At 64.0% G+C, this 21,323-nt stretch carries 20 protein-coding genes and 1 pseudogene; 1 reads left to right on the forward strand and 20 read right to left on the reverse strand.

Translation table 11 applies throughout. The annotated features are described in order from the left end of the window. Positions 1-99: 99 nt before the first annotated feature. From Q0C28_RS09760 to fabF, 19 genes and pseudogenes are all read right to left on the reverse strand, one after another. Complete coding sequence (locus Q0C28_RS09760) at positions 100-3,855, reverse strand: glycoside hydrolase/phage tail family protein (RefSeq protein WP_293575233.1); 3,756 nt, start codon at positions 3,853-3,855, stop codon at positions 100-102. 4 nt (positions 3,856-3,859) lie between these two features. Beyond that, complete coding sequence (locus tag Q0C28_RS09765; RefSeq protein WP_293575273.1) at positions 3,860-4,405, reverse strand: peptidase; 546 nt, start codon at positions 4,403-4,405, stop codon at positions 3,860-3,862. Positions 4,406-4,566: 161 nt separating this feature from the next. Next, on the reverse strand, positions 4,567-5,535 hold the full coding sequence (locus Q0C28_RS09770) for a DUF2163 domain-containing protein (RefSeq protein WP_293575275.1): 969 nt from the start codon (positions 5,533-5,535) through the stop codon (positions 4,567-4,569). 101 nt (positions 5,536-5,636) lie between these two features. Beyond that, the gene (locus tag Q0C28_RS09775) at positions 5,637-6,341 is read right to left on the reverse strand and encodes a DUF2460 domain-containing protein (protein WP_293575235.1); all 705 of its coding nucleotides are present in this window, start codon (positions 6,339-6,341) and stop codon (positions 5,637-5,639) included. Positions 6,342-6,474: 133 nt separating this feature from the next. Continuing rightward, a complete protein-coding gene (locus tag Q0C28_RS09780) occupies positions 6,475-7,134 on the reverse strand; it encodes a phage tail tape measure protein (RefSeq protein WP_293575237.1) in 660 nt (219 codons plus the stop codon). Positions 7,135-7,367: 233 nt separating this feature from the next. Further along, positions 7,368-7,607, reverse strand: a pseudogene (locus Q0C28_RS09785) (rcc01693 family protein); the annotation flags it as partial. Positions 7,608-7,633: 26 nt separating this feature from the next. Further along, complete coding sequence (locus Q0C28_RS09790) at positions 7,634-8,053, reverse strand: gene transfer agent family protein (RefSeq protein WP_366934233.1); 420 nt, start codon at positions 8,051-8,053, stop codon at positions 7,634-7,636. Positions 8,054-8,063: 10 nt separating this feature from the next. After that, the gene (locus tag Q0C28_RS09795; protein WP_293575239.1) at positions 8,064-8,477 is read right to left on the reverse strand and encodes a phage major tail protein, TP901-1 family; all 414 of its coding nucleotides are present in this window, start codon (positions 8,475-8,477) and stop codon (positions 8,064-8,066) included. A gap of 158 nt (positions 8,478-8,635) precedes the next feature. Further along, the gene (locus tag Q0C28_RS09800; RefSeq protein ID WP_293575241.1) at positions 8,636-9,046 is read right to left on the reverse strand and encodes a DUF3168 domain-containing protein; all 411 of its coding nucleotides are present in this window, start codon (positions 9,044-9,046) and stop codon (positions 8,636-8,638) included. After that, entirely contained in the window at positions 9,043-9,408 is a 366-nt protein-coding gene (locus Q0C28_RS09805) for a head-tail adaptor protein (RefSeq protein ID WP_293575243.1), read from the reverse strand. The genes Q0C28_RS09800 and Q0C28_RS09805 overlap by 4 nt, the downstream gene beginning before the upstream one ends. Before the next feature lies 1 nt (position 9,409). Continuing rightward, complete coding sequence (locus tag Q0C28_RS09810; RefSeq protein ID WP_293575245.1) at positions 9,410-10,078, reverse strand: head-tail connector protein; 669 nt, start codon at positions 10,076-10,078, stop codon at positions 9,410-9,412. Positions 10,079-10,398: 320 nt separating this feature from the next. Next, positions 10,399-11,499, reverse strand: a complete 1,101-nt coding sequence (locus tag Q0C28_RS09815; protein WP_293575279.1) for a phage major capsid protein — start codon at positions 11,497-11,499, stop codon at positions 10,399-10,401. Between the two features lie 313 nt (positions 11,500-11,812). Next, entirely contained in the window at positions 11,813-12,454 is a 642-nt protein-coding gene (locus Q0C28_RS09820; RefSeq protein ID WP_293575247.1) for an HK97 family phage prohead protease, read from the reverse strand. A gap of 34 nt (positions 12,455-12,488) precedes the next feature. Next, positions 12,489-12,707, reverse strand: coding sequence for a hypothetical protein (locus Q0C28_RS09825; protein WP_293575249.1), 219 nt, complete (start codon positions 12,705-12,707; stop codon positions 12,489-12,491). Further along, the gene (locus Q0C28_RS09830) at positions 12,700-13,926 is read right to left on the reverse strand and encodes a phage portal protein (protein WP_293575251.1); all 1,227 of its coding nucleotides are present in this window, start codon (positions 13,924-13,926) and stop codon (positions 12,700-12,702) included. The genes Q0C28_RS09825 and Q0C28_RS09830 overlap by 8 nt, the downstream gene beginning before the upstream one ends. A 219-nt stretch (positions 13,927-14,145) precedes the next feature. Next, on the reverse strand, positions 14,146-15,399 hold the full coding sequence (locus tag Q0C28_RS09835; RefSeq protein ID WP_293575281.1) for a terminase family protein: 1,254 nt from the start codon (positions 15,397-15,399) through the stop codon (positions 14,146-14,148). Positions 15,400-15,409: 10 nt separating this feature from the next. Beyond that, positions 15,410-15,838 carry a recombinase gene (locus Q0C28_RS09840; RefSeq protein ID WP_293575253.1) on the reverse strand — a complete coding sequence of 143 codons (429 nt, stop codon included), beginning with the start codon at positions 15,836-15,838 and terminating at the stop codon, positions 15,410-15,412. A 281-nt stretch (positions 15,839-16,119) separates the two neighbouring features. Next, entirely contained in the window at positions 16,120-17,274 is a 1,155-nt protein-coding gene (mltG, locus tag Q0C28_RS09845) for an endolytic transglycosylase MltG (RefSeq protein ID WP_293575255.1), read from the reverse strand. Beyond that, the gene (fabF, locus tag Q0C28_RS09850) at positions 17,274-18,539 is read right to left on the reverse strand and encodes a beta-ketoacyl-ACP synthase II (RefSeq protein WP_293575257.1); all 1,266 of its coding nucleotides are present in this window, start codon (positions 18,537-18,539) and stop codon (positions 17,274-17,276) included. The genes mltG and fabF overlap by 1 nt, the downstream gene beginning before the upstream one ends. 474 nt (positions 18,540-19,013) lie before the next feature. Here fabF and Q0C28_RS09855 point away from each other — a divergent pair, with 474 nt between their 5' ends. Continuing rightward, on the forward strand, positions 19,014-20,168 hold the full coding sequence (locus tag Q0C28_RS09855; RefSeq protein ID WP_293575259.1) for a PilZ domain-containing protein: 1,155 nt from the start codon (positions 19,014-19,016) through the stop codon (positions 20,166-20,168). A 465-nt stretch (positions 20,169-20,633) separates the two neighbouring features. Here Q0C28_RS09855 and Q0C28_RS09860 read toward each other — a convergent pair whose 3' ends face one another. Then, entirely contained in the window at positions 20,634-20,867 is a 234-nt protein-coding gene (locus Q0C28_RS09860) for an acyl carrier protein (RefSeq protein ID WP_293575261.1), read from the reverse strand. Between the last annotated feature and the right edge of the window lie 456 nt (positions 20,868-21,323).

The following is a 21,323-nucleotide window of genomic DNA, read 5'->3' on the forward strand; positions in this document are numbered from 1 at the left end:
CCTTCTTCTTGAGCTTCGAGCTTAACGGCCCGCGCCCCGTTCGATTTTTGAATATTTAAGGTTCAAAAATCGCCCAGGACGCTACCAACTGGGGAAATTTCAAACGCCCCTTTTGGGGAGATTACATCCGGCACTTACAGCCTCCAGATGAACGTAGCTCGGATCATCCGCCGGACGGCTGGCCGTCCCGATGCGGTAATGACGGCTGATGCCGCGTTGGTTGCTGGCAATATCAAGCTGTTCTGGCACGCCGTTCAGCGCGACCACATAGGATCCTGCAGGCCAGACAGGCGGCATCACCGCATCGCTGCCCTGCAAACCGCGCAGCCGATCCGACAGCTGATACCGCCCCTGATACCGCCCTGATGCCACCAGCTCCGCGCGGCGGAACTGAAACAGCTCCCAACGCGAGGGGCTGCCGTCGCCGATCGCCATCAGATTGGCACCGTTCAGCACCGCCGCCCGATCCCGGCTTTGCAATTGCCCCTGGATCATATCCAGCTCCAGCGGGGCGCCGCGATCCCAACGGCCCAGGCCCGCCGCGGCCAGCGGCCCGGTGGTGATCCCGACAGTGGCCGCCGCAGCGATCACCCGGTCCAGCGCGTAATCCGCATCGCTTTGTGCGCTATAGACCGCCACCCGCCCGGGCCAGGGATCGGCCACCACCGCCAGATGCGGGGCCTCAGGCCGTTCGTCGTCCCGGATCAGGGGCAGGTCCAGAAACAGCGGCAGCACGGGCACCGGCGCATCAAAGCGCACAAAGCCTGGCAGTTCCTCTGCCATCGGAGTGCGCTGATAGACCTCGGGGGAGATGCGCACAGCATCGATCACCTGCGCCTTGCCCTGTGCCACCCGATCCACGCGATAAAGCGCCTCAGGTTCAGAGATTGAGGCCTCAGCACTGGCACCCCCACCAGTCGGGATTTGCGCCTCACTGCCAGGTGCCGCAGCGGCTGGCAATGCGATCACATCGCCTGCACCAATCGCCATCGCCGAGGGCGGCAGCTCCAGCCGCAAGCTGTCGCGGGCAATGCGCGCTTCGCTCAGCCAGCGCTGCACCGTCTGCTGCCCCTCTGCACGGGTCAAGGCCATCGGCAGTTCATTGTCACTGACGCTATGGGTGGTTTCATCGGGCAGGATCGCCTCTTCGACGCGCAGATCATGGGTGCCGCCCCAATCGACAAACCGCAGCCGCATCCGCCCCGAGAGTTCTGCCTCCGGTGCGCGGGTCTGTTCCAGACGGCCATCAACCTCGCCACCTTCGACCAGGGTCGATGGATCAACGCGCAGGGCACCGCGCCCATCGCGGCTGCGAAACTGCAGCTGGCCGTTGCGTTCGATGGCATCCACACCATGGCGCAGCAACAGAGGCTGCAACGCAGCACGCGCTTCGCTGATGTCGCTGACGGTATAGCCCCGCACCAGCGCCTGCAGATTGCGCAGGTTCAGCCCATCCCGGTCGAGCCCAGCGCCAATGCAGATCTCCTCCAGCACCGAGGCCAGGGTGCGCTGCCCCACCCGTCCGTTCAGCCAGTGACCGCGCAGAAAATTCTCCCCATCGCTCCAGACACCCACGGCATTGGGGAAGGTTGGAAACGGCCGCGCATCCCAGGCCCAGACATAGGCGTTGCTCATATCCAGCATCGCGCCACCGTAGACTTCAGAGGTGGGGTTGTTCTCAGGGCTCTGCCAATAGCCCAGCACCGCGCGCAGATAGGCCAGCTGCATCAGGTCATCACGCTGCCCATCGGAGTGTTTCGGCAGTTTGGATTCCGAGCTTTTGGGATCAAGGAACTTGTTGGGCTGATTGGTGCCCTTGTCGATGGCGGCACAGCCCAGTTCGGTGAACCAGATCGGTTTGCTCTGCGGCTCCCAGGCGGTGGGCTGACTGGCCCGCAGACCGTTGATGCGGTCGTGATGCGGCTGGCTCCACCAGTTGCGCAGATCCTTGTAGCGCCAGATCCAGGGCTCATCATAAGCGCCATCAGTGATCGGCGTACGGATCTGGGCGGCCTCGGCCTCGGGGGAGTGGTAATACCAGTCATAGCCCTCCCCCCCTTCGATGCCCCTGCGCAGGTAGTCCAAGTCATAAATACTGGGCACACCGCTGGCGGCATCCAGATGCGTGTCGCCAGCGCGCCAATCGGACAGCGGCATATAGTTGTCGATGCCGATGAAATCGATCTGCGGATCGGCCCACAGCGGATCGAGATGAAAATACCGGTCGCCCTGTGGGCTTTGGTAGCCCCAGTATTCCGACCAGTCGGCGGCATAGCCGATCTTCACATCCGGGCCGAGGATCTGGCGCACCTCCGCACACAGCTGGCGCAGCGCCTCCACCGCAGGAAAGCCCAGATCGTCGCGGATCTGGGTCAGGGCACGCATCTCTGAGCTGATGCAGAACGCCTCCACCCCGCCCGCGGCCGCACAGAGCGCGGCATTGTGCAGGATGAACCGACACAGGCCCCAATCGTCGGAGTCGCCGGTATACATCACCTCACCGGCGATTGCAGAGCTGCCAGCCTGTCCCCCCTGCTCGGCCTGAGCAGCCTGTCCCGGCGTGATGGTGAAATCCGCCGCGCGCACCGAGCCGAAGAACGCCGCCACCTCATCGCGTGCCTGGGCGGTGCCATCGGGGCTGCCGGGTTGATCCGGCGCCAGTGACAGCGTGATCCGCCCCCGCCAGGGCAAATGCGGCTGGCCGATCTCACCGGTCCAGGGGTTGGGCAGATCATTGCCCGACAGTTGGTCCATCAGGATGAAAGGATAGAACATCACCCGCTGCCCGCGGGCCTGCAGCGCATGGATCGCCTCGATCACCGATTGATCGGTGGGGGTGCCGCCATAAATGGGCCGGTCTTCGATCTGCACGATCTCTTGCGCCTCTGCGCGGGTGATCCCGGCCACCTTCCAGGGCATATTCGCGCCTTCGATATGCTGGCGTTCGACCTTGGGCCGCAACTGGCAGCTGCCACAGCGTAGATCATCGCCGAACCATGACACCACCAGCGAGGCCGCCCCACAGCGCGGCAGCTCTGCCTGCAGTGTGTTGAGCGAGGTGACCAGATCGGTCTCACCCGAAGGGCTATGGGCATTGGCGGATTTGCTTTGCCCCGGCCCGTGATCGTAATGCACCGGCGTGGTGGCCAGCGCATATTCCCCGGTGGCAGGCATCAGGGCGACCCCCTGCACCAGCTGCGGCAGATCCAGATCATAGGTGCTGCTGTCTGGCTGCTCGGCGCGCACAACCTCGAACGAGAACTGCGGTACCCGGTTGCCAAACCGCTCCAGCGCGAGGTTCTCCATCACCACATAGGCCGTACCGCGATAGGCAGGCACCAGCCCAGCGCCCTCGACAGCCTCCATCATCGGATCAGGCTGCTGATCGGCCGTGCCGCGATACAGCGTCATGTTCAGATCCTTTGGGGCGACCTCTTCGCCATCGGCCCAGACCCGCCCGATATCCAGCACTTCACCGGCGCAGACTGCCACGGCCAGTGACACATCGTAGCTGTAGCTGGTCACTTGCGGTCGCCCGCCACCGCCCTTGCCGCCACCGCCGCTGGTGACCGTGGTTTCGCGGAACTGCGAAGCCCAGATCACCTGACCGCCCACACGCATCCGGCCAAAGACCTGCGCGACCGGCTGGCCGTCGCTGGCGTGGGTCAGGCGAAACCTTTCGACGCGCCCGGTTTCCACCGGTTCGCTGCCTGCCCCGAGGAGGCGGGCATCAATGGCGCGCCCGACCGTGGCCCCAAGTGCCCGGCCAATCGCCACCGACGACAGCCCCGCCACCGCACCACCAACCGAGCCGCCAAGCGCGGCGCCCGCCGCTGAAAGAAGAATGGTCGCCATCACGTCACCTCTTGTTCGCCAGTTGTTGGATACTGTTGTCGGATGCGCACCCCAGCGCCTGCTCCGGCACCTGCACTGTCGCCTCTGCTGGCCCTGAAATCGGCACTGGAAAGGCAAAGCGCGCCACGATGCGCCGTTGCCAGGGCGCGCTCAGCGCGGTTTCCACCACCCCGTGGCCGCTATAGGCGTGGATGAACTGCGCCTGCGGTTCTGCCGCGGTCTGGGCCATGGGATCTGGCCCGCCCACTTCGGTCTGTATGGCCAGATGTTTGGCCACCGCTCCCGCACGCATGCGGAACAACAGCACATCGCCAACGGCTGCTGCCAACAGCGGTTTGGGCTGCAGATGGCGCAGCGCCGCCTGCCACAGCAGTTCTTCGTGTTGGGGTTCGCTCCAATCCATGGTGTAGGCAGGCGGCTGCTCTGGCTCGGGGCCGCAACAGCTGCGCCAGACCCCGCGGATCAGCCCCAGACAATCGCAGCCCGCCCCCCGCGTGGCAGCCTGATGCACATAGGGCGTGCCAAGCCAGCGCCGCGCGGCCAGAACCACCCGCTGCCCCTGCTCGAGCCGTACCTGTTCAAACTTTCCCTGTTCAGACCTCCCTGGTTCAATCTTACCTGGTTGAGGCGGCCTCGGGTCCAGCGGTTGCCGGTCCAGCGTTTGCCGGTGCTGCGTTTGCCATTGCTGCGGATCGTGGTGGGAATACCGGCTCATCTGCGGCTGCCTCCGCGGTTGCTGCCGCTTTGGCGCGGCACGCTCATCACCCAGTCCTCGCCGGGGATGTCGGGAAAGCCCTGATAGTTCACCGTATTGTCGAATTTCAGCCGACAGGTGGCAAAGCGTTTGTCGCAGCCCGCCTCCAGGCGGATCAGATCCCCCGAGCGCAGGGCCGCGCGCAGCGGCTCCCACAGGGTGAGATGGCGATGCGACCCACTGGGATCTGCGGCCTGTCCAGCGCTTGCAAGCCCGCCTGCGCGGATCTCATCCCGTTTAACCCAGCTCCACAGCCCGGCCGCAGGCCCCTCCAGCACGCTGAGCCGCCCGCCGGTAAACCACCCCGGTTCAAACCCGGCAAGCGCGGCAAAGGTCAGATACTGCCCCGCCTCCACCTGCTCGGCCACACGCTCCAGGCTGTAGCCCGGTGTTGTCAGATCAAAACCGCAGGCGCGATCCCCCAGCACCGCCGCGCAGGGCTTTTGGTAGATCCGGCCCATCGGCTGGTTCAGCACCTCGGTCAGCCCGCGCAATTCCGCATCAAACGCCCCACCTGCGCGGCGGATTTGACCGAAATGGCCGCGAAACTGCAGCCAGCGCTGGGAGACATCCGCCCAGTTCACCAGCCAGCAGAACACCTCTGCCCGATCAAACCGGCCCGCTTCGATATCGGCCTCGTTGATGGCCGCTGCGCTGAGCGCACCAAAAGCCTCGCTGTTGTCCACTGCCAGACCGGTGGCCTGTTCCAGATTGCGCGCGGTCAGACCGGTGCCCGCCTGAAACACCAGCGCGTCAAATCCTGCAGCCTCCGCCACTTCTGTCGGGTCCTGCCCCTTTGGGCCGAACACCAGATCTCGGTCGTGATCGGTGAACCCATAGGTCTCCCCATCCTGCCGCCGCACCGCCCAGCAGCGGCACAGCGTGGTCTGACCACTGGCCAGATGAGCCCGAAACGCCGCACTCATACCGCTGTTGGACATCTCAGGCGGCGTCTGCACAATCCCAATCTGCTCGGTCCCAATCTGCTCGGTCCCAGTCTGCTCACTCCCAGTCTGCACATGCCCGGTCATACCCGCACCTCCACCACTGGCACATTGGGCACATCGCCTGCCTGAAACGACGCGACGCTGGTCTGGATGCGGTCGGTATCAAAGCGCACGGGCACGTCGAACTCAAACCCCGCCCGCACCATGCGCCCCAGTTCCGGCGGGTGGGTGAAACGGATCAGACCGCTGCTGGGATCGAGGGTGAAATCCACCCCCTCCTGCAGCACGTCCTGATCGACACCCACCCGCACGGAGCCCACCACGGGCTTCGCAATCGGGCGCTGATAGGTCTGCGCACCCGACCGGTAACTCTTGGAGAGTTGGAAGGCGCTCTGCACCCCATCCCCCGCACCGATGACCTGATCGTCAAACCGCACCTCCTGTGAGGCGGGGGCGGATTTGTAATCCGACCAGTCTTTCCAGCGAAAACCGAACATCTGCCCCTGCCGGGCCTCAAAGAACGCAATCAGCGCTTCGATATCCTCCAGGCTGCGCAGGCCAACCCCCGCGTCATAGCGGCGGCGCGAATGGGCCCAGGGGGTGTTGCGTTCCTCAAACCCATTGGCAAGCGCGACCACATCGGTGCGCCGTTCTGGCCCGCCGATGGAGCCAAAGCTGAGCGAGGCCGGAAAGCGCACCTCGTGGAAAGCAGCAGAGTTCTGGCTGCTTATCTGGCCGCTTTGCGTTGCAGGCGTTGGTGCAGGAATTTGATCTGTCAGCTCCATCGGGAGATCTCCTTACGTCTTGCAGGCTTGGGTCAGCCGCTATGCTGGCAACTATGCGAGCCAGTGTTGACTGGACTGTGGGGGGTGGACTGTGCGGTTGGGCTGTGTGGATTGGACTGTGGGAGTTGGCCGCTCAGCGGTTGCGCTGTCCCCGGCTGAGGGCGCGGCTCAGTTGCGCGGCGATCTGGCCTTGGCTGCGCTGAAAGCCCTGCACATCCGGGGTCTGGATATGCATCACCACCTGCGCCGGGCCAGAACCACCGCCGCTGCGCACCCCGAGCGAGCCATCCGCGGCCCGCGCCAGCGGCAGGATCGCCTCCGGGCCTGCCTCCCCCATCAGGCCGGTTGCCCCGCGCATCGGGAACGCAACCGGACCGGAAACCACGCCACCACGGGCAAAAGGCATCACCCGCCCCTGCGAAAACGCGGCCCCATCGGCAAAGGGCAACAGCCCACCAACCACCGATTGCACCCCTTCGGACAACAGGCCGCTCACATGCTGGGTCACCGGTGTCAGGGCCGCCGAATAGGTTGTCTGGATCATTGACCGCGCCATCGTGTCCAGTGCGTCCGACAGTTTCATCCCGTCAAACACCACCCCGTCAAAGGCCCGGCGCAGGCCTTTGGACATGCCCCGTTCCAGCGCGCGCGCATCATGTTGCGTGGCGGCAAATGCGCTGCGCACCCGGCGCAATTCGGCGTCGAAACTGGCAGCCATTGTGGCGGCGTCGCCGAGGCTCGCGCTCAACCCGGCGCTGGTCTGTTCCAGATCTGTGATGTCCTGTTCGCTCATGTCTGCGCTCCGTCAGTTGGGGTCAGGTGCTGGGTGGGCACATTGGATGTGCGGTGATCCGGTTGCGTGGGGGCTGTGGATGTCGGGGGTATGGGGGCGTGACGCGCTGGTGGATCAGGCGGCGGACTTGAAGGCCGACTGGAGGCCGTACTGGCCCCGGTACTAGACACCGTGCTGGCACACGTACTGGACACCGTACTGGGCACAGCACTTGGCAGCGTACTGGGCACCGGATCGGGAAAAGCCTGCATCAAGGCCTGCAGTCCCGCCCGCGCCATGGGTCTGGTCCCATAGCCCTCCTGTCCGGGTCCCTGCCCCAGCATCAGTGCCAGCTCCGCCGGGGTCAGCGCCCAGAAAGTGGCAGGCGGCAGCCGCAGGTGGCACATCCCCGCGCGCATCAGCGCAGGCCAGTCCAAAGGCTCCGGCGTGTCCAAAGGCTCCGGCGTGGTGGCGCCCTCTGATGGATCTGGCATCAGTTGATCAGAAGCACACGGCGCGCTCATTTCTGGTCCGCCACGGTGCTGACGGCATCAGCCGCACTCGCCGGATCAGCCGAGCCAAAACTGAGCGCCAGCAGCTGCGCCGCCACCTGGGCTGCCCGCAGCGGACCACCACCAATCTGCGCCTGTGCCAGCTCGGCCTCCGTCAGGCTGTGGCCTGCGCCCTGCAGCCCTGCCGCCAGCAGCGCCAGCACATCGCTGGCAGAAAATCCGCCGCTTTCAAACCGCGCCACCAGCGCAATCAGAGAGCCGACCTGCAGCCGCGCCTCCAGCGCCGCCAACGCCCCCAGGCTGAGCCGCAGGATATGCGGGCAGCCATTGATCTCCAGCGTGACCTCACCGGCGTGGGGATTGGGCAGACGCCCTGGTATCGGGTCAGCTGCGTGGGTGTGACTGGTCGGGATCTGGGATCTCTGCATTTGCCCGCCCTCAGATCGCGGTGAAGACAAGCGCCCCGGCACTGGCCAGCGACAGCTCATAGGTGGCTTCGCCATTGTGGCTGCCCGCATATTCCAGCGCGGTCACCTGAAACGGGCCTTCGACAATGCCGAAATCGGGAATGATCACCTGATAGGCCGGTGTCAGCCCGTCAAAGAACAGCTGGCGCGCCCGTTCATCGGTGCCCGCATCGCGAAAAATACCCGAGCCCGAGATATTGGCCGAGCGCACCCCCGCCCCTGATAGAAGCTCGCGCCAGCCCCCCTGGCTTTCGAGACTGGTGACATCGACGCTTTCGGCGTTGAAGCTGATGCGCGTGGCGCGCAGTCCGGCGATGGTTTCAAACTGCCCATCCCCTGTCATGTCGATTTTGACCAATAGATCCTTACCGTTCTGGGCACCCATCGGAGCCTCCTTTTGCTGATGCCGCGGACCCATCCAAAGGTGGGAGACATGCGGCGGTGATTTGGCATTCCGTCCTGTCGTGCAGGTCACTTCTGTTCGGCCTGACGGTTGTTTGGCCTGTCAGTTATTGGGCCTAGGGGTGCTGCGCGCCTGAGCCGTCAGGCGGTATCCTCCAGCCGCACCACAAAGCGCAGCGTGATGCGGCGGCCGCCGGATGTGGTGCGTTTGGCCAAGGCCCGGTTGAACCACAGCCCCACCACCCGGCCGCGGCTCAGCTGCAGATCGGCGGCCAGCAGAATGTCGCAGATGGTGGCGGCAATCGCCTTCGCCCCGGCAAAACCCGCGATATCGGAGTGGATTGTCAGATCGATCAGATGGCGCGCGCCGCCACCGCTGCGATCGGAGCGGTCCTGCGCCTGTTCCGGGCCCAGCGTCACATAGGTCTGCGGCAGGGAGCCTGCGGGCAGCGCATCGTAGATCGCATCCCCCAGTTGCGCGGCGAGCGCCGGATCGGTGGCCAGATGCTGATAGACCGCCTCTTGCAGCGGCAAGGACAAGGCGTAGGTCATGCCGTGGTCTCCTCGGTGGTGAAACAGGTCAGGTAACGACCATCGGGATCCCCCTCGGCCACGGCATCGATGCGAAAGATGCGCGCCTCCTCGCGAAAGCGCTGATCGGGACGGGGCCGCTGCGGACTGCCCACGGGGGCTGCGCGCAGGGTGATGCGAAACCGCTGCAACGACAGCGTGGTGCCCTGGCGGTCGGTGCTGCGGCCGCTGAGCGCGCGCATTTCACACCAATGCTCCCCGAGCACCTGCCAGGCCTCGACATGGCCACCGGCCCCATCAGAGGTGCGGCGGGGATCTTCCAGCGCCAGACGGCGGTTCAAACGGGGGCGAGGCGCAGTGCGGGATGGCAAACGACGGGTCATATCAAAGCTCTCCTCTGTGCACCGGGGCGCCCGCGCCGCGCCCCAGACTGAGGCGCAGGCTGCGATAGCGTTCGATCAGGCTGCTGACGCCAAAGGGCATGCAGCCCCCCTGCAGGCGCATGTCATCGCGGTATTCGTAGTAATGCGCCGCCAGCATCAGCACCGCCTGCGCCAGATCCGCAGGCATCGCAGCCCAACTGTCGGCAAGCCCTGCGCGCAGCCGGAGCCGCATGGATGCGCCCGCCGGAATGGTTGGCAGCGCGCCATTGCGACCACTGAGCCGCGGCTGTTGATTGTCGGGGATCAGCTGATAGCGATCTGCCGCAATGAGTTCGCTGCTGCCATCTGCAAAGATCAGCGTCATGCTGTCGATCTGCTGCACCGGCGCCAGCGGCAGGGACACCGACTGAGACCGAGCCGGGGAAAAAGACTGCCCCGAGGCGTCAGGCCAGATCCCTGTCCAGGCGGCCAGCTCAAGATCATAGTCCCGCGCCAGCAGCACCTTGCCCGTGCGGGCCTCGATGGCGGCGATGGCCGCACGCAGGAAATGGGCCAGCACCTCCTGTTGCAGTCCGGTTTCCTCAAACCCGGTGCCCAGGCGCAGATGCGCCTTGAATGCCTCATGCGGCAGCGCCTCTTCTGGGATGGGTGTCAGTTCTGTCAACATCATCTTTTCACTCCAAGGGGCTGTTTTGTTTGAGGGTTTCAACCTCTCATCAGGCAAACGGGGGATCAGCGGTTCAAAACGGGATCAGCGGTTCAAAACGGGATCAAGGGCAGTCGGGAAGAGAGCGGATGCGCCTGTTGGGGCTGTTGCCGGACGAAGGGGGAGCAGCAAGACCAACAGCCCCAGACCCAATCGTGGTATCCGTCACAAGATCAGTCAGGGGATCAGTTGTGGGATCCGTCGTGGGATCCGTCGTGGGATCCGTCGTGGTATCAGGCGCATCCGCAGGCGGGGCATCTCTGCCCCACCGTGGGAGTCCAGGCTCAGCTCAGCCCGAATTTCAGCAGCTTGATCGCGGCAAAATCACTGACGTCACCGCCCACCCGTTTGGTGGCATAAAACAGCACATGCGGCTTGGCGCTGAAGGGGTCGCGCAGCACCCGCAGATCCGGGCGTTCGGCGATGGTGTAACCTGCGGTGAAATCACCAAAGGCCACGGCATATTCATTGGCATCCGCGTCTGGCATATCCTCGGCGATCAGCACCGGATACCCCATCAGCCGGGCCGGTTCTGCCGCTGCCAGACCATCCGCCCAGAGGAAGCGACCATCGCCATCCTTCAGCTTACGCAGCTGGCCTGCGGTTTTCGAATTCATCACGAAACTTGCATTGGCGCGATATTCAGCCCCCAGCGCATAGACCAGATCGATGATCGCATCACCGGTGCCAATATCGCCATCAACGCCCGTGGGAATGTAGCCCAGGCTGCCCCAGCTCCAGCTGTCATCTGCGACGGCCGGGTGAAACAGGAAGCCTGTGGGTTTGTCGACGCCATCGCCGTTGATGAAGGCAGCCGCCTCCGCACGGGTGAATTTGTCGGCAATCCGCCCCGCCAGCCAGGCCTCGATATCGAAGGCGCTGTCATCCAACAACCGTTGTGAGGCTTTCGGCAAGGCGCTGAGTTCATGCAGCGGAATGGTGATCCGGTCCAGGCTGGAGGTGGCGGTTTCACTGACCGGCGCGGTTTCATTGGCCCAGCCGTGGCCGATTTCGCCCTGATCCATCAGCACATCGTAAGAGGAGGCCTCCACCGTCACCACGGTCGCAATGGCGCGGATCGATGCGGTGCTGGAGAGGACCGATTTCACGGTCTCGGCGGTTTGCGGATCCACCAGATAGCCGCCATCGCCGGCCACGGTGGTGGACATGGCTTTGCTGTCCAGATCAAGCCCGCGCAGATCGGCATCATCGCCGGAGCGCAGGTAGGCATCAAAGGCTTTCTGATGCGGCGCGGCGGCCAGATCGGCCGCGGCCAATGGGGGACGGAAAGCGGAGTGGGATTTGCGATCAAGCATGGTTATTCGGTCCTCGGTCTGTTTCAGTTTGGTGGCAACATCGCCCTTGAAGTGATTGAATTTCTGCATGAATTCGCCGACTGCCTCCGCAACATCCAGGAGCGGATCATAGGCGGGCGCGGGCGCAGATTCCGGCTGATGGGATGGCGCATCTGTCGTGGCCTGTTTTGCGCTGAGCGGCTCCAGAGGAGTTGGCTGCAGCAGAGAGCGCGCCTGTTCTGGAGTGAATTCTGGCGTCGCCTCGGAGGTGATCTGGGTGGGATTGGCGCGGCCATTTGCAGCCACATGGGACGGCGGGCTGGCCCGCGAAACATCGGTCATGTCATCAGATCCTTGCGTTGAACAAAGGGAAAGAAAGGCGTCGGTCGTCACACGCCCGCAATCAGGGCGCCGCCTGACGCAACAGCGTCGCGAGTTTGCGCCAGCGATCCGCCTGCGCTGCGTCCATTGCGGCATTCGGCGCTGCTGAGGTGGGCATTGCTGTGTTATGCGCGGCTGTATTGGGTTTTTCAGGCGCGCTCTTGCTCGCACCGGGGTGATCTGGTTGCAGGCGGGCCGACGGCAGCATCGGAAAGGTGACCAGCGACACCTCCCAGAGATCGACAACACACAGCTCGCGCCCGCCGCCCTGCCGTGGGGTGGATTTCACCGTGCGGTAGCCGATCGACAGCCCGTCCAGCGCCCCGGCCGCGATCAGCGCAGCCGCTTCCGCTCCACGGCGGGTTTTGGTCAGGATGCGGCCTTCGACCCGCAGCCCACGGGCATCCTCGCCCAGGCTGTCCCAGACGCCGATGGGTTGCGCCGGATCATGCTGCCACAGCATCTTGACCGAGCTGCCCGCCGCATCGCGCCGCTTCAGCGATGCAAGATATGCGCCCGGACGCACCACATCCCCGCCGGTGTCCACGCGGCCAAACAAGCTGGCATAGCCACGGATGGCCACCATGTCGGCGGCTTCCTCTTCGACGGTGAGATCCTTGCCGAAGCGGGCGAATTTATGTTCCAGCTGCGGGAAATATTGCATCAACTTACCCTCTCAACAGATTGGTTTTTCGATATTATGTGGCTGATAGAAAGCTCTGGAACACCTGCGCCAGAACCACCGCCGCCACCCCGTAAACCGTTAGCCACAGCCGCCGTTCGAGCCGTTCTTGCATGCCTTCGATCCGCTCAAGCCGCCGGTTGATGGCCTCGTGCTGGACCTCTGCGATCCGTTCATGGGCGCTGAGCCGCAGCCCCGGGGCGCATTCGAACGGCGGTGGCGTCAGATCAGTCATCCCCCTGCTCCTCGTTCAGCGGTGGCAGGCCCAGCAGCGCGCGTTTTTCCGCCCGTGTCAGGAAATCGGCACGGCTGATGCGCCGCCAATGGGCCTCGCGCTCGCCCGCCAGTGCGGGCACCTGATCAAGGTCCGGGCGCAGCACCAGCGGCTGATCGCCAAAGAGCGACAACCAATCCGACAGCGCCGCCGCCACCCGGCTGACCAGGGGCAGCACCGTCAGGCGGAAAAACGCGCGATTGGCCTCCTGATAGTTGGCGTAGGTCGCATCGCCCGGCAGTCCCAGCAGCATCGGCGGAACCCCGAATGCGAGCGCGATATCGCGGGCAGCGGCCTCTTTGGTTTGTTGAAATTCCATGTCGGAGGGCGAAAACCCCATGGGTTTCCAATCCAGCCCACCTTCCAGAACCATGGGACGGCCAGCATTGCGCGCGCCCTGATAATTCGCCTGAATTTCGTCACTTAGACGGCGGAATTGATCCTCTTGCATCACGCCCATGCCATCGCTGCTGGTCCAGACCAACGCCCCGGAGGGGCGTGCGGCATTGTCCAACAGCCCTTTGGACCAGCGCGAGGCAGCGGTATGGACATCCACCGCCATCGCCGCCGCCTGCATTGGCGACAGACCGTAGTGGTCGTCCTGGGGGTGAAAACTGCGCAGATGGCAGATCTGCGGTGCGCGCGGCGACACATCATAGCGGCGCTTGCGGCCCCCGACCTCATAGTCATAGGCGATGGGCCAACCATCAGCGCCGGGCACCACGCGCATCCGGTCGGGCCGCAGCACATGCAGCTCTGTCGGCAGGGTGTTGGGCCCGCCGCTTGTCTGTTCCGTCGTCTGCTCTGCACCGCCCTGCGGCAGGCCTGCGGCCTTGATATAGGCGTTGCCCGACAGGAGCAGATGACCATACAGCGCTTCCAACAGCTCTGCGCGCCCCTGCATCGGGTTGGGCCGGGCCAAAAGCGTCAGGATCGGATGGCTGTCATAGCGGCGGCTGTCATCCTGCAAGACCAGGGGCAGCGCGGCTGCGGCCTCGACGATCATTTTCACAGCGCGGTGGCCAACCGGATTGGCGGCAAACCCATTGCGGGTCAGTGCGGCGGTGTCGCGGCCACTCCAGACCGGGGCCGAGGTTGCAGGCCAGGTCACCACGCGGGCGGCGGTGGATGTCTTGCGTTCGACGGGCTGATCTGTGCGGCGCAGCAGGTCAAAGACCATGGTCCACTCCTTCTTGATCGGTTGGCGGCCACCTCGGGGTGATCCGCAGGGTTGCGGTGCCAACAGTTATGCCAATCAAATTTGAATAAGATTTGAGCGACCCGTGCGCAGGGGTTGCAACACCCCGCGCAATCCCTTGTTTCAAAACAACAAACGCCCGTCGCAGGACAGGTGCTTGCTGGTGTCACCTCCGATCGAGTGACGACCGGGTGACGACGCTCAGAGCATGCGCACCCGTGGCATTTTCTGCAGGTTCACAGGGCGCAGCAGCAATTCATCGACCGCCCAGACCAGCGCGTCCAGCCGATCCGGAGAACCCTGCCCCAGAAAGCCACGGGGCGTCATCTGGCACATCTGATCCTCCAGCGCGCCCAGACCCGGAGCGTGGCGCACCCGCCCCTGTTCATAAAGGGCGGCGACAGGTTCGGCGCGCGCGGCTTTGCCCCGGCTGGCATGGCGCGCGCGAAACGGCACCATGGGGTCGATCTGGCGCAGCAGGCTCTCGACCAGGGCGCCGCCCTGATTGACCTCGGCCACCACGCGGTCGGCCTGATAGCGGTTGGCGGCCTCCATCACCGCGCGAGCCCATTCCAGGGGCTGCGCCCCCTGCACCGTACAGTCAGCCAGCACATAGGCGCACCAGTCCTGTGGCGGACCCTGCAGCTCTGCGCCCACCACGATGATCCCGCAGGCGTCCGAACCTTTGCCCGCGCTGACCGCCGGGTCCACCGCAACGATCACCCGGTCCAGCGGTGGCATCTCCCGCAGCTGCGCCGCCACCAGCGCTGCGTTGCTCCACAGCGCGCCGTCGATGTCCTGCAGCAGCACCCCGTCGAGTTCCTGGCGGCCAAGGCGCGACCCGGCGTAGCGGCTGCGCACCTCGCTCAGGAAGGAGGCTGCGAGATTGGCGCGATTGGCCTCGGTGGCGGCATGGGTCTGCACGGTGGAGGGGCTGGCCAGAAGCTGACGCAGCACGCCCACATTGCGCGGGGTGGTGGTGACACAGACGCGCGGGTCTTCGCCAAGGCGGAGGGCAAATTGCAGCATGTCCCAACTGTCTTGCCCGCGTTTCCATTTCGCCAGCTCATCCGCCCAGGCGGCATCGAACTGCGGGCCCCGCAGCGCTTCGGGGTCATGGGCGGAAAACGCCTGCGCCGTGGCGCCATTGGGCCAGATCAATCGCCGTTCGGTGGCTTTCCACGTTGGTTTGCGGTCGGCGGGTGTGCAGGCGAGGATGCCGCTGTCGCCCTGCACCATGACATCGCGCACCTGGTCGTAGGTTTCCCCGACAAGCGCGATGCGGCGGGCGCGACCCGGGGACAGCGGTGTTGCCCCCTCCGCCAGCGCACGCACCCATTCGGCGCCGGCGCGGGTTTTGCCGGCACCGCGCCCGCCGAGGATGACCCAGCTGCGCCAGTCGCCTTTGGGGGGCCGCTGATGTGGCAGCGCCCAGAGGTCGAACACATAGGGCATCGCCGCCAGCTCATGGGCGCTGAGCCCGTCCAGAAAGCTCTGTTGTTGGCTGGCTGGCAGCAAGGCGAGCGAGGCGGCTTTCGATTTCATGGCGGGCGGCAATGAGGTCGAGCCCGTCTGCGGGCTGCTGGTGCTGGCATTGTTCGACAAGGGTTTTCTCCACTTTCTGGCTGTCACGGATCAGGCTTTCCAATCGGGCGATGCGCGGTGCGGTGCTGCCATCGCTGTCGTCATCGGCCTGAAGCCGCAGCAGCATGTCTTCGGCACCAATGCGCAGGCGTTCGATGGAATTGTGCAGAGAGGTCAAGAGATCGGCAGTCTGCGCCTGCCGCGGCACCTGTGGGGGGGCGGCCTGTTTGGAGCGGGCCGGTTTGGATCGGGCCTGTTGTTTTCGGGCCTGTTTCGTCAGTGAGTATTTCGTAAGTGGGTATTTTGTCATCGCGTCGGAGCCTTTCTTCGCAAAAGAGGCCTCCGTCCGGGGGGCGGTTCAAATCAGGGCGTGCTGCCCCGACCCGCTGATGTCCTGCTGCCCTGAAAAGCTGACACAAGACGCCCGATCGGTCAAATCGGGGCGACGTGCAACCGCACGCAACACATTGAAATACTTAACTTTCACAGAGACTTTGTTGCAAAGGCGTTAACCCGCAGCCCCCACGGTAGAACAGAAAAAAGGGACGCAGATCGCGTCCCTTTCGGTTTCTTAAACACAGCGCGCGAGGCTCAGTTGTTGTTGCGCTCTGCCTCGATCTGGCGCCAGCGGGCGACATTGCGATTGTGTTCCTGCAGCGTAACGGCAAAGGCATGCCCGCCGGTGCCATCGGCCACAAAGAAGATATAATCGCTGTCATCCGGGTTCACCGCCGCCTCCAGGCTGGCCAGTCCGGGATTGGCGATGGGCGTGGGTGGCAGACCTTCGATCACATAGGTGTTCCAAGGGGTTGCCCGGCGCAGTTCGCTCTGCCGCAGACCACGGCCCAGGGTGCCTTCGCCTTTGGTGACGCCATAGATCACCGTCGGGTCGGTCTGCAGCCGCATGCCACGGTTCAGACGGTTGGTGAAGACCGAGGCCACCAGCGGACGTTCGTCCGCGACGGCGGTTTCCTTTTCGATGATCGACGCCAGGATCAGCATTTCCTCGGGGCTTTGCACCACAGCGCGGTCGGAGCGGTTGGCCCAAGCCTCTGCCACGCGCAACTCTTGCTGGGCCTGCATCCGCTGCAACACCGATGCGCGGCTGTCGCCGGGGCTGATTTCATAGCTGTCGGGCGCCAGCGCGCCTTCGGCCGGACGCTCGCCCGGATCGCCTGCCAGAACGTCCATCGCTTTGAGCGATTCGACCACCTGCCAGCTGGTGACACCTTCGGCCAGCGCGATGCGGAAACGGGTGTCGGGCTCGGCTTTCTTTTCGGTGTAGATCGCCGGGGCCTCATCCGCGCCGGGGATGAATTCCGCCTGTTCGACAAAGCGGTTGGTGGCGGGATCCAGCTCGCGCACCTCGGCGAGGACACGGGTCACCCCCACGCGGTAGACGATCTCCGTGCCACAGCTGCTGGCCCCACCGCGGGTGATCTGATCGGTGATCGCCGCCATGGAAGCCCCCGGCTCCAGCAGGTAGCTGCCCGCCTTCAGCTGGCTGGTCTTATCCGTGTAACGCGCCCCGATCCGAAACATCGCATCCGAGGTGATCGCGCCCTGCGCGTCCAGATCCCGGCTGACACGGGTCATATTGGTGCCGGGCGGCACCCGCAGACAGATCGCGCTCTGTAGCGGGCCATCTGCGCGGTACTGCGACTGGCCCCAGAGGATGACGCCGCCCAGAAGGAACAGCAGCACCACCAGGACCGTCAGCATGTTAGAGGCAAGGCTGCGCCACATCACTTTGGTTTCCCGAAGATCACCGATGCATTGGTCCCGCCAAAGCCGAAGGAGTTCGACAGTGCCACGTTGATTTCCCGCTCACGCTTGGTGTTGGGGGCCAGATCAACGGCGGTGTCGACGGCTGGGTTGTCGAGGTTGATGGTCGGCGGTGCCACCTGATCGCGAATCGCCAGGATCGCAAAGATCGCCTCAATCGCGCCAGCCGCGCCCAACAGGTGGCCGGTGGCCGATTTGGTCGAGGACATGGTGACCTTGCCTGCCGCCTCGCCCAACATGCGCTCAACCGCGCCCAGTTCGATGGTGTCCGCCATGGTGGATGTGCCATGGGCGTTGATGTAGTCGATGTCGGCAGGCTCAAGCCCGGCGTTCTTCAGCGCCGCCCGCATCGAGCGTTCGCCGCCTTCGCCATCCTCGGACGGCGCGGTGATGTGATAGGCGTCGCCGGACAGACCATAACCCAGCACTTCGGCGTAGATTTTGGCGCCACGGGCCACTGCGTGATCGTAGTCTTCCAGAACCACGATGCCTGCACCCTCGCCCATCACAAACCCATCACGGTCCGCATCATAGGGGCGCGAGGCCGCTTTGGGATCGTCAGCGCGTTTGGTGGAGAGCGCTTTGCAAGCGTTGAAGCCCGCGATGCCGATTTCGCAGATCGCCGCCTCGGCGCCGCCTGCAACCATCACATCTGCATCGCCAGAGCGGATCAGACGGGCTGCATCGCCAATGGCATGGGCGCCGGTGGAGCATGCGGTCACCACAGAATGGTTCGGCCCCTTGAAGCCATGACGGATCGACACCTGACCGGAGATCAGGTTGATCAGCGCGCCGGGAATAAAGAACGGCGACACGCGGCGCGGGCCTTTTTCCTTGATCATCACGGCGGTGTCCGCGATCGAAGACAGTCCACCGATGCCGGAGCCGATCATCACACCGGTGCGCAGCAGGCTCTCTTCGTCGTCGGGGGTCCAACCGGCGTCCTGCACGGCCATTTCAGCCGCGGCAATGCCATAGAGGATGAAATCGTCGATCTTTTTCTGATCTTTCTTGATCACCCAGTCATCGGCATTGAAGGTGCCATCAGAGCCATCGCCACGGGGCACTTCGCAGGCGTAGGTGGTGGCCACGCCGCTTGCAACCGCATCAAAATGCGTGATCGGACCGGCACCAGACTCGCCTGCCAGCAACCGGGACCAGCTTTCTTCGACGCCGCTGGCCAATGGTGTGACCAACCCCAGCCCGGTAACAACTACTCGACGCATTTTTTGCCCTCCTTTGCCTCGGCAATTTGCACTCAAATAGCTTGGATTGACGCATGGGTGCAAGGCCCAGCACCGCGATGGGCGGGTCGCGGGAAAAACAGCGCGCGCTTGTGCCGATTTAGGGTGCGTTAACCATTGAAAGCTACACTGACAGGGTATTCGGGCCGGTTCTGCAGTTAGGCACAACATAAATGCTGCGGGACAGGACGATGTGCTGCGCCTTACTGGCATGGGGCGTTGGATCATACTTGGGCCTTTGCCACGCCGTCTGACACCGCAGAACGGGGATCCCTGATATCTGCGGCAAAGCGGCTTTGGCATATGGCTCACGGGATCTGCGAGGGGGAGCGCGGACGGCACACCGCCCCCTCTCGAGCAGACCAATGACTATGGCGGCGGTTTGATCCGCCGCGCCACACCGGATGTGGTCTGAACAACAGATCACATGACAAAGACAAAGGTTCGGGGTTTCTGATGGCCGAAGCACAAAACGCGATGCTCTCTCCTCACTGCTGCGGCGGCAGCCTGGATCATGGTGATCTGGGTCATGGTGACCTGGGTCATGCAACCCTGATCAACGCACAGACATATGCTAAACGGACACAGGCCAAACCGAAGCGGACCACACGGATCAGGCCCCTCACATCTCTGCGCCGCCGGTTGCGCAACAGCACCCTGCTTGGGTTGTTGCCTGCGGCGATGCTGGCGCTGCCTGCGCAGGCGGACGAATGCGCCGTCTTTGAGGATCTGATGACCCTAACCTCGGTGAGCGAGGATTTCCTGGGCTATCTGCAAAATGGCTACGCGCCTGATGCCGCCGAAACCATGCAGCGGGTGCTAAAATCCACCTCCCGGCGGGAGCTGCATTCCGGCCTGCGCGCAGGCGACATGGTGGAGCTGAAGCGCGGCACCGACGGGCTGCTGGCGCAACAACAGACCCTGGTGCAGATTGACGCCCGTGAAGGACGCGAGGCCGCGCTGCGCACCTCACAGCAGCTGAATGCGGACCGCACGGTACAATCCTTCCGCCAGTCGCTGACCCTGACCCCCTGCCACAACGCCGATCAGCTGCGCGACGTTACCAATGTGGTTGGTCCGCTGCCACCGCTGGGGCAGATCTCCAGCGGCTATGCCGCAATCGGCGCGGTCGTGGCCTCGGCCTTTGCCGCGCTGGCGTTTCTGCTGGTGGAACGGCGGATGCGCGCCAAGGCAGAGCGGCGCAAGCGTCATGCCTGTGCGCTGGAATGCGAGATCTTTCATGACAGCCGGGGCAGCGATGCGCTGGTTCTGGACATCAGCCAGGAAGGCGCAACCGTGCATTCCGATGCCGCCTGTGAGGTTGGTGACACCATCGAACTGGCCCTGCCGGAAGGGTTGAAACCCGCGCGGCTGACCGGTCGGGTGGATTGGGCCAATACCAAACATATCGGGGTGCGGTTCCGCTCCCGACTGAATGCGGCAGAGGTCGCCACCGTGGCCGAGGCTGGCCGGATCGATGATCCCGAAGCAGACCTCTACCACGATCCCACACCCGAAAGCCGTGCCGCCAAAGCCGCGGCAGAGGCAGATCCCGCGGTCGCCAAACTGCCCCCGCGTGCAGCCGCAGCAGAAAAACAGGTCCGGACGTAACCGCAGACCGCCAGCTCTTAGAGCATTGTGATAGTGCAACTGGGGCCGTGCGTCTGCGGCAACATGGCTGCGGCCATGCAGCTGTGGGAATGATCTGCGCGCCATCTGGGAACATCAGATCAGACGAGGATCGGTTGAGGCGTGAGGCGGGTGTTAAGTCGCGAGCCAAGATCAAGTGTCAGCGAAACTCGCGCCAATCTCGGATCTGCGCCAAGCCCTGATTGCGGGTGAACGCTCGGGTTGTGCCTTACCCCTTGGCCACCCCTGCCAGGTGGATCCGCAATGTGCCGGGTGCGTCCAATGAACCAGCGAAGGCCACTCAGCATACATCAGCGCACGCAGAGCGACCTTTGGTGCGGCTTTGACATACACAGATGGCTTTGCCCGATCCGCCAGAGAGCTGCGCCCAAACAAAAACGGCGCCTCCGAAGGGAGACGCCGTTTGAAACTGTCTGATCAGAGAGATCAGGATGCTTCGCTGATGAACTTCACCGCGTCGCCAAAAGTCTGAATGGTTTCGGCTGCGTCATCAGGGATTTCGATGCCGAACTCTTCTTCAAACGCCATGACCAGCTCAACGGTGTCGAGGCTGTCTGCGCCCAGATCGTCGATGAACGAAGCGTTTTCGCTCACTTTGTCCTCTTCAACACCCAGGTGTTCCACAACGATCTTTTTTACGCGGTCTGCGACGTCGCTCATGTCAATTCCTCATATCTTCAGGGCAATCGCCCGGTTTTTGCCCTTGCCCGCAGGGGGCGGCTTGGTTGTGCCCGATGCGGGCGGTGGTGTCCCGCACTGCGGGTTGCCCGGGCTGGCCGGATCGGCCCGCCGCTGGCGAATATGCGCCGCCTATAACACAGACGAACGCCAAGGCAAACGTTTTCGCAGCATTGTCACTTCTGCCCGCCACGGCCCGTCAGAGCCAAGGCTGTTGCCGTGCTCTGGCCATGTGATCATCATCCCTCTGGGATACAAGGTCTTGTTGCGACAATTCTGGTCCGAGGGCGTCAACCCGCCGGATTCTCACGTTTTATCAGTTGGTTCCGAAGGCATACCACAGGATACAAATCTGCGCATAGTGCCTTTTTTACGCAAATGTAACTTTGGCCCGCGCCCATGCGCTGCCTGATGGGAGGCCTGCACCAGCTGTGGCGC

The sequence above is a fragment of the Phaeobacter sp. genome (assembly GCF_022825805.1).
GTDB lineage: Bacteria > Pseudomonadota > Alphaproteobacteria > Rhodobacterales > Rhodobacteraceae > Phaeobacter.

Excerpts from the sequence above, each read along its gene's own strand:
- Q0C28_RS09855 (WP_293575259.1), top strand. The coding sequence starts at position 19,014 with ATGGCCGAAGCACAAAACGCGATGCTCTCTCCTCACTGCTGCGGCGGC.
- Q0C28_RS09775 (WP_293575235.1), bottom strand. The coding sequence starts at position 6,341 with ATGGAGCTGACAGATCAAATTCCTGCACCAACGCCTGCAACGCAAAGC.
- Q0C28_RS09825 (WP_293575249.1), bottom strand. The coding sequence starts at position 12,707 with ATGACTGATCTGACGCCACCGCCGTTCGAATGCGCCCCGGGGCTGCGG.
- Q0C28_RS09770 (WP_293575275.1), bottom strand. The coding sequence starts at position 5,535 with ATGAGTGCGGCGTTTCGGGCTCATCTGGCCAGTGGTCAGACCACGCTG.
- Q0C28_RS09815 (WP_293575279.1), bottom strand. The coding sequence starts at position 11,499 with ATGCAGAAATTCAATCACTTCAAGGGCGATGTTGCCACCAAACTGAAA.
- Q0C28_RS09780 (WP_293575237.1), bottom strand. The coding sequence starts at position 7,134 with ATGAGCGAACAGGACATCACAGATCTGGAACAGACCAGCGCCGGGTTG.
- Q0C28_RS09840 (WP_293575253.1), bottom strand. The coding sequence starts at position 15,838 with ATGACAAAATACCCACTTACGAAATACTCACTGACGAAACAGGCCCGA.
- Q0C28_RS09805 (WP_293575243.1), bottom strand. The coding sequence starts at position 9,408 with ATGACCCGTCGTTTGCCATCCCGCACTGCGCCTCGCCCCCGTTTGAAC.
- Q0C28_RS09760 (WP_293575233.1), bottom strand. The coding sequence starts at position 3,855 with ATGGCGACCATTCTTCTTTCAGCGGCGGGCGCCGCGCTTGGCGGCTCG.
- Q0C28_RS09835 (WP_293575281.1), bottom strand. The coding sequence starts at position 15,399 with ATGCCCTATGTGTTCGACCTCTGGGCGCTGCCACATCAGCGGCCCCCC.
- Q0C28_RS09810 (WP_293575245.1), bottom strand. The coding sequence starts at position 10,078 with ATGATGTTGACAGAACTGACACCCATCCCAGAAGAGGCGCTGCCGCAT.
- Q0C28_RS09790 (WP_366934233.1), bottom strand. The coding sequence starts at position 8,053 with ATGCAGAGATCCCAGATCCCGACCAGTCACACCCACGCAGCTGACCCG.
- fabF (WP_293575257.1), bottom strand. The coding sequence starts at position 18,539 with ATGCGTCGAGTAGTTGTTACCGGGCTGGGGTTGGTCACACCATTGGCC.
- mltG (WP_293575255.1), bottom strand. The coding sequence starts at position 17,274 with ATGTGGCGCAGCCTTGCCTCTAACATGCTGACGGTCCTGGTGGTGCTG.
- Q0C28_RS09800 (WP_293575241.1), bottom strand. The coding sequence starts at position 9,046 with ATGACCTACGCCTTGTCCTTGCCGCTGCAAGAGGCGGTCTATCAGCAT.
- Q0C28_RS09820 (WP_293575247.1), bottom strand. The coding sequence starts at position 12,454 with ATGCAATATTTCCCGCAGCTGGAACATAAATTCGCCCGCTTCGGCAAG.
- Q0C28_RS09830 (WP_293575251.1), bottom strand. The coding sequence starts at position 13,926 with ATGGTCTTTGACCTGCTGCGCCGCACAGATCAGCCCGTCGAACGCAAG.
- Q0C28_RS09860 (WP_293575261.1), bottom strand. The coding sequence starts at position 20,867 with ATGAGCGACGTCGCAGACCGCGTAAAAAAGATCGTTGTGGAACACCTG.
- Q0C28_RS09795 (WP_293575239.1), bottom strand. The coding sequence starts at position 8,477 with ATGGGTGCCCAGAACGGTAAGGATCTATTGGTCAAAATCGACATGACA.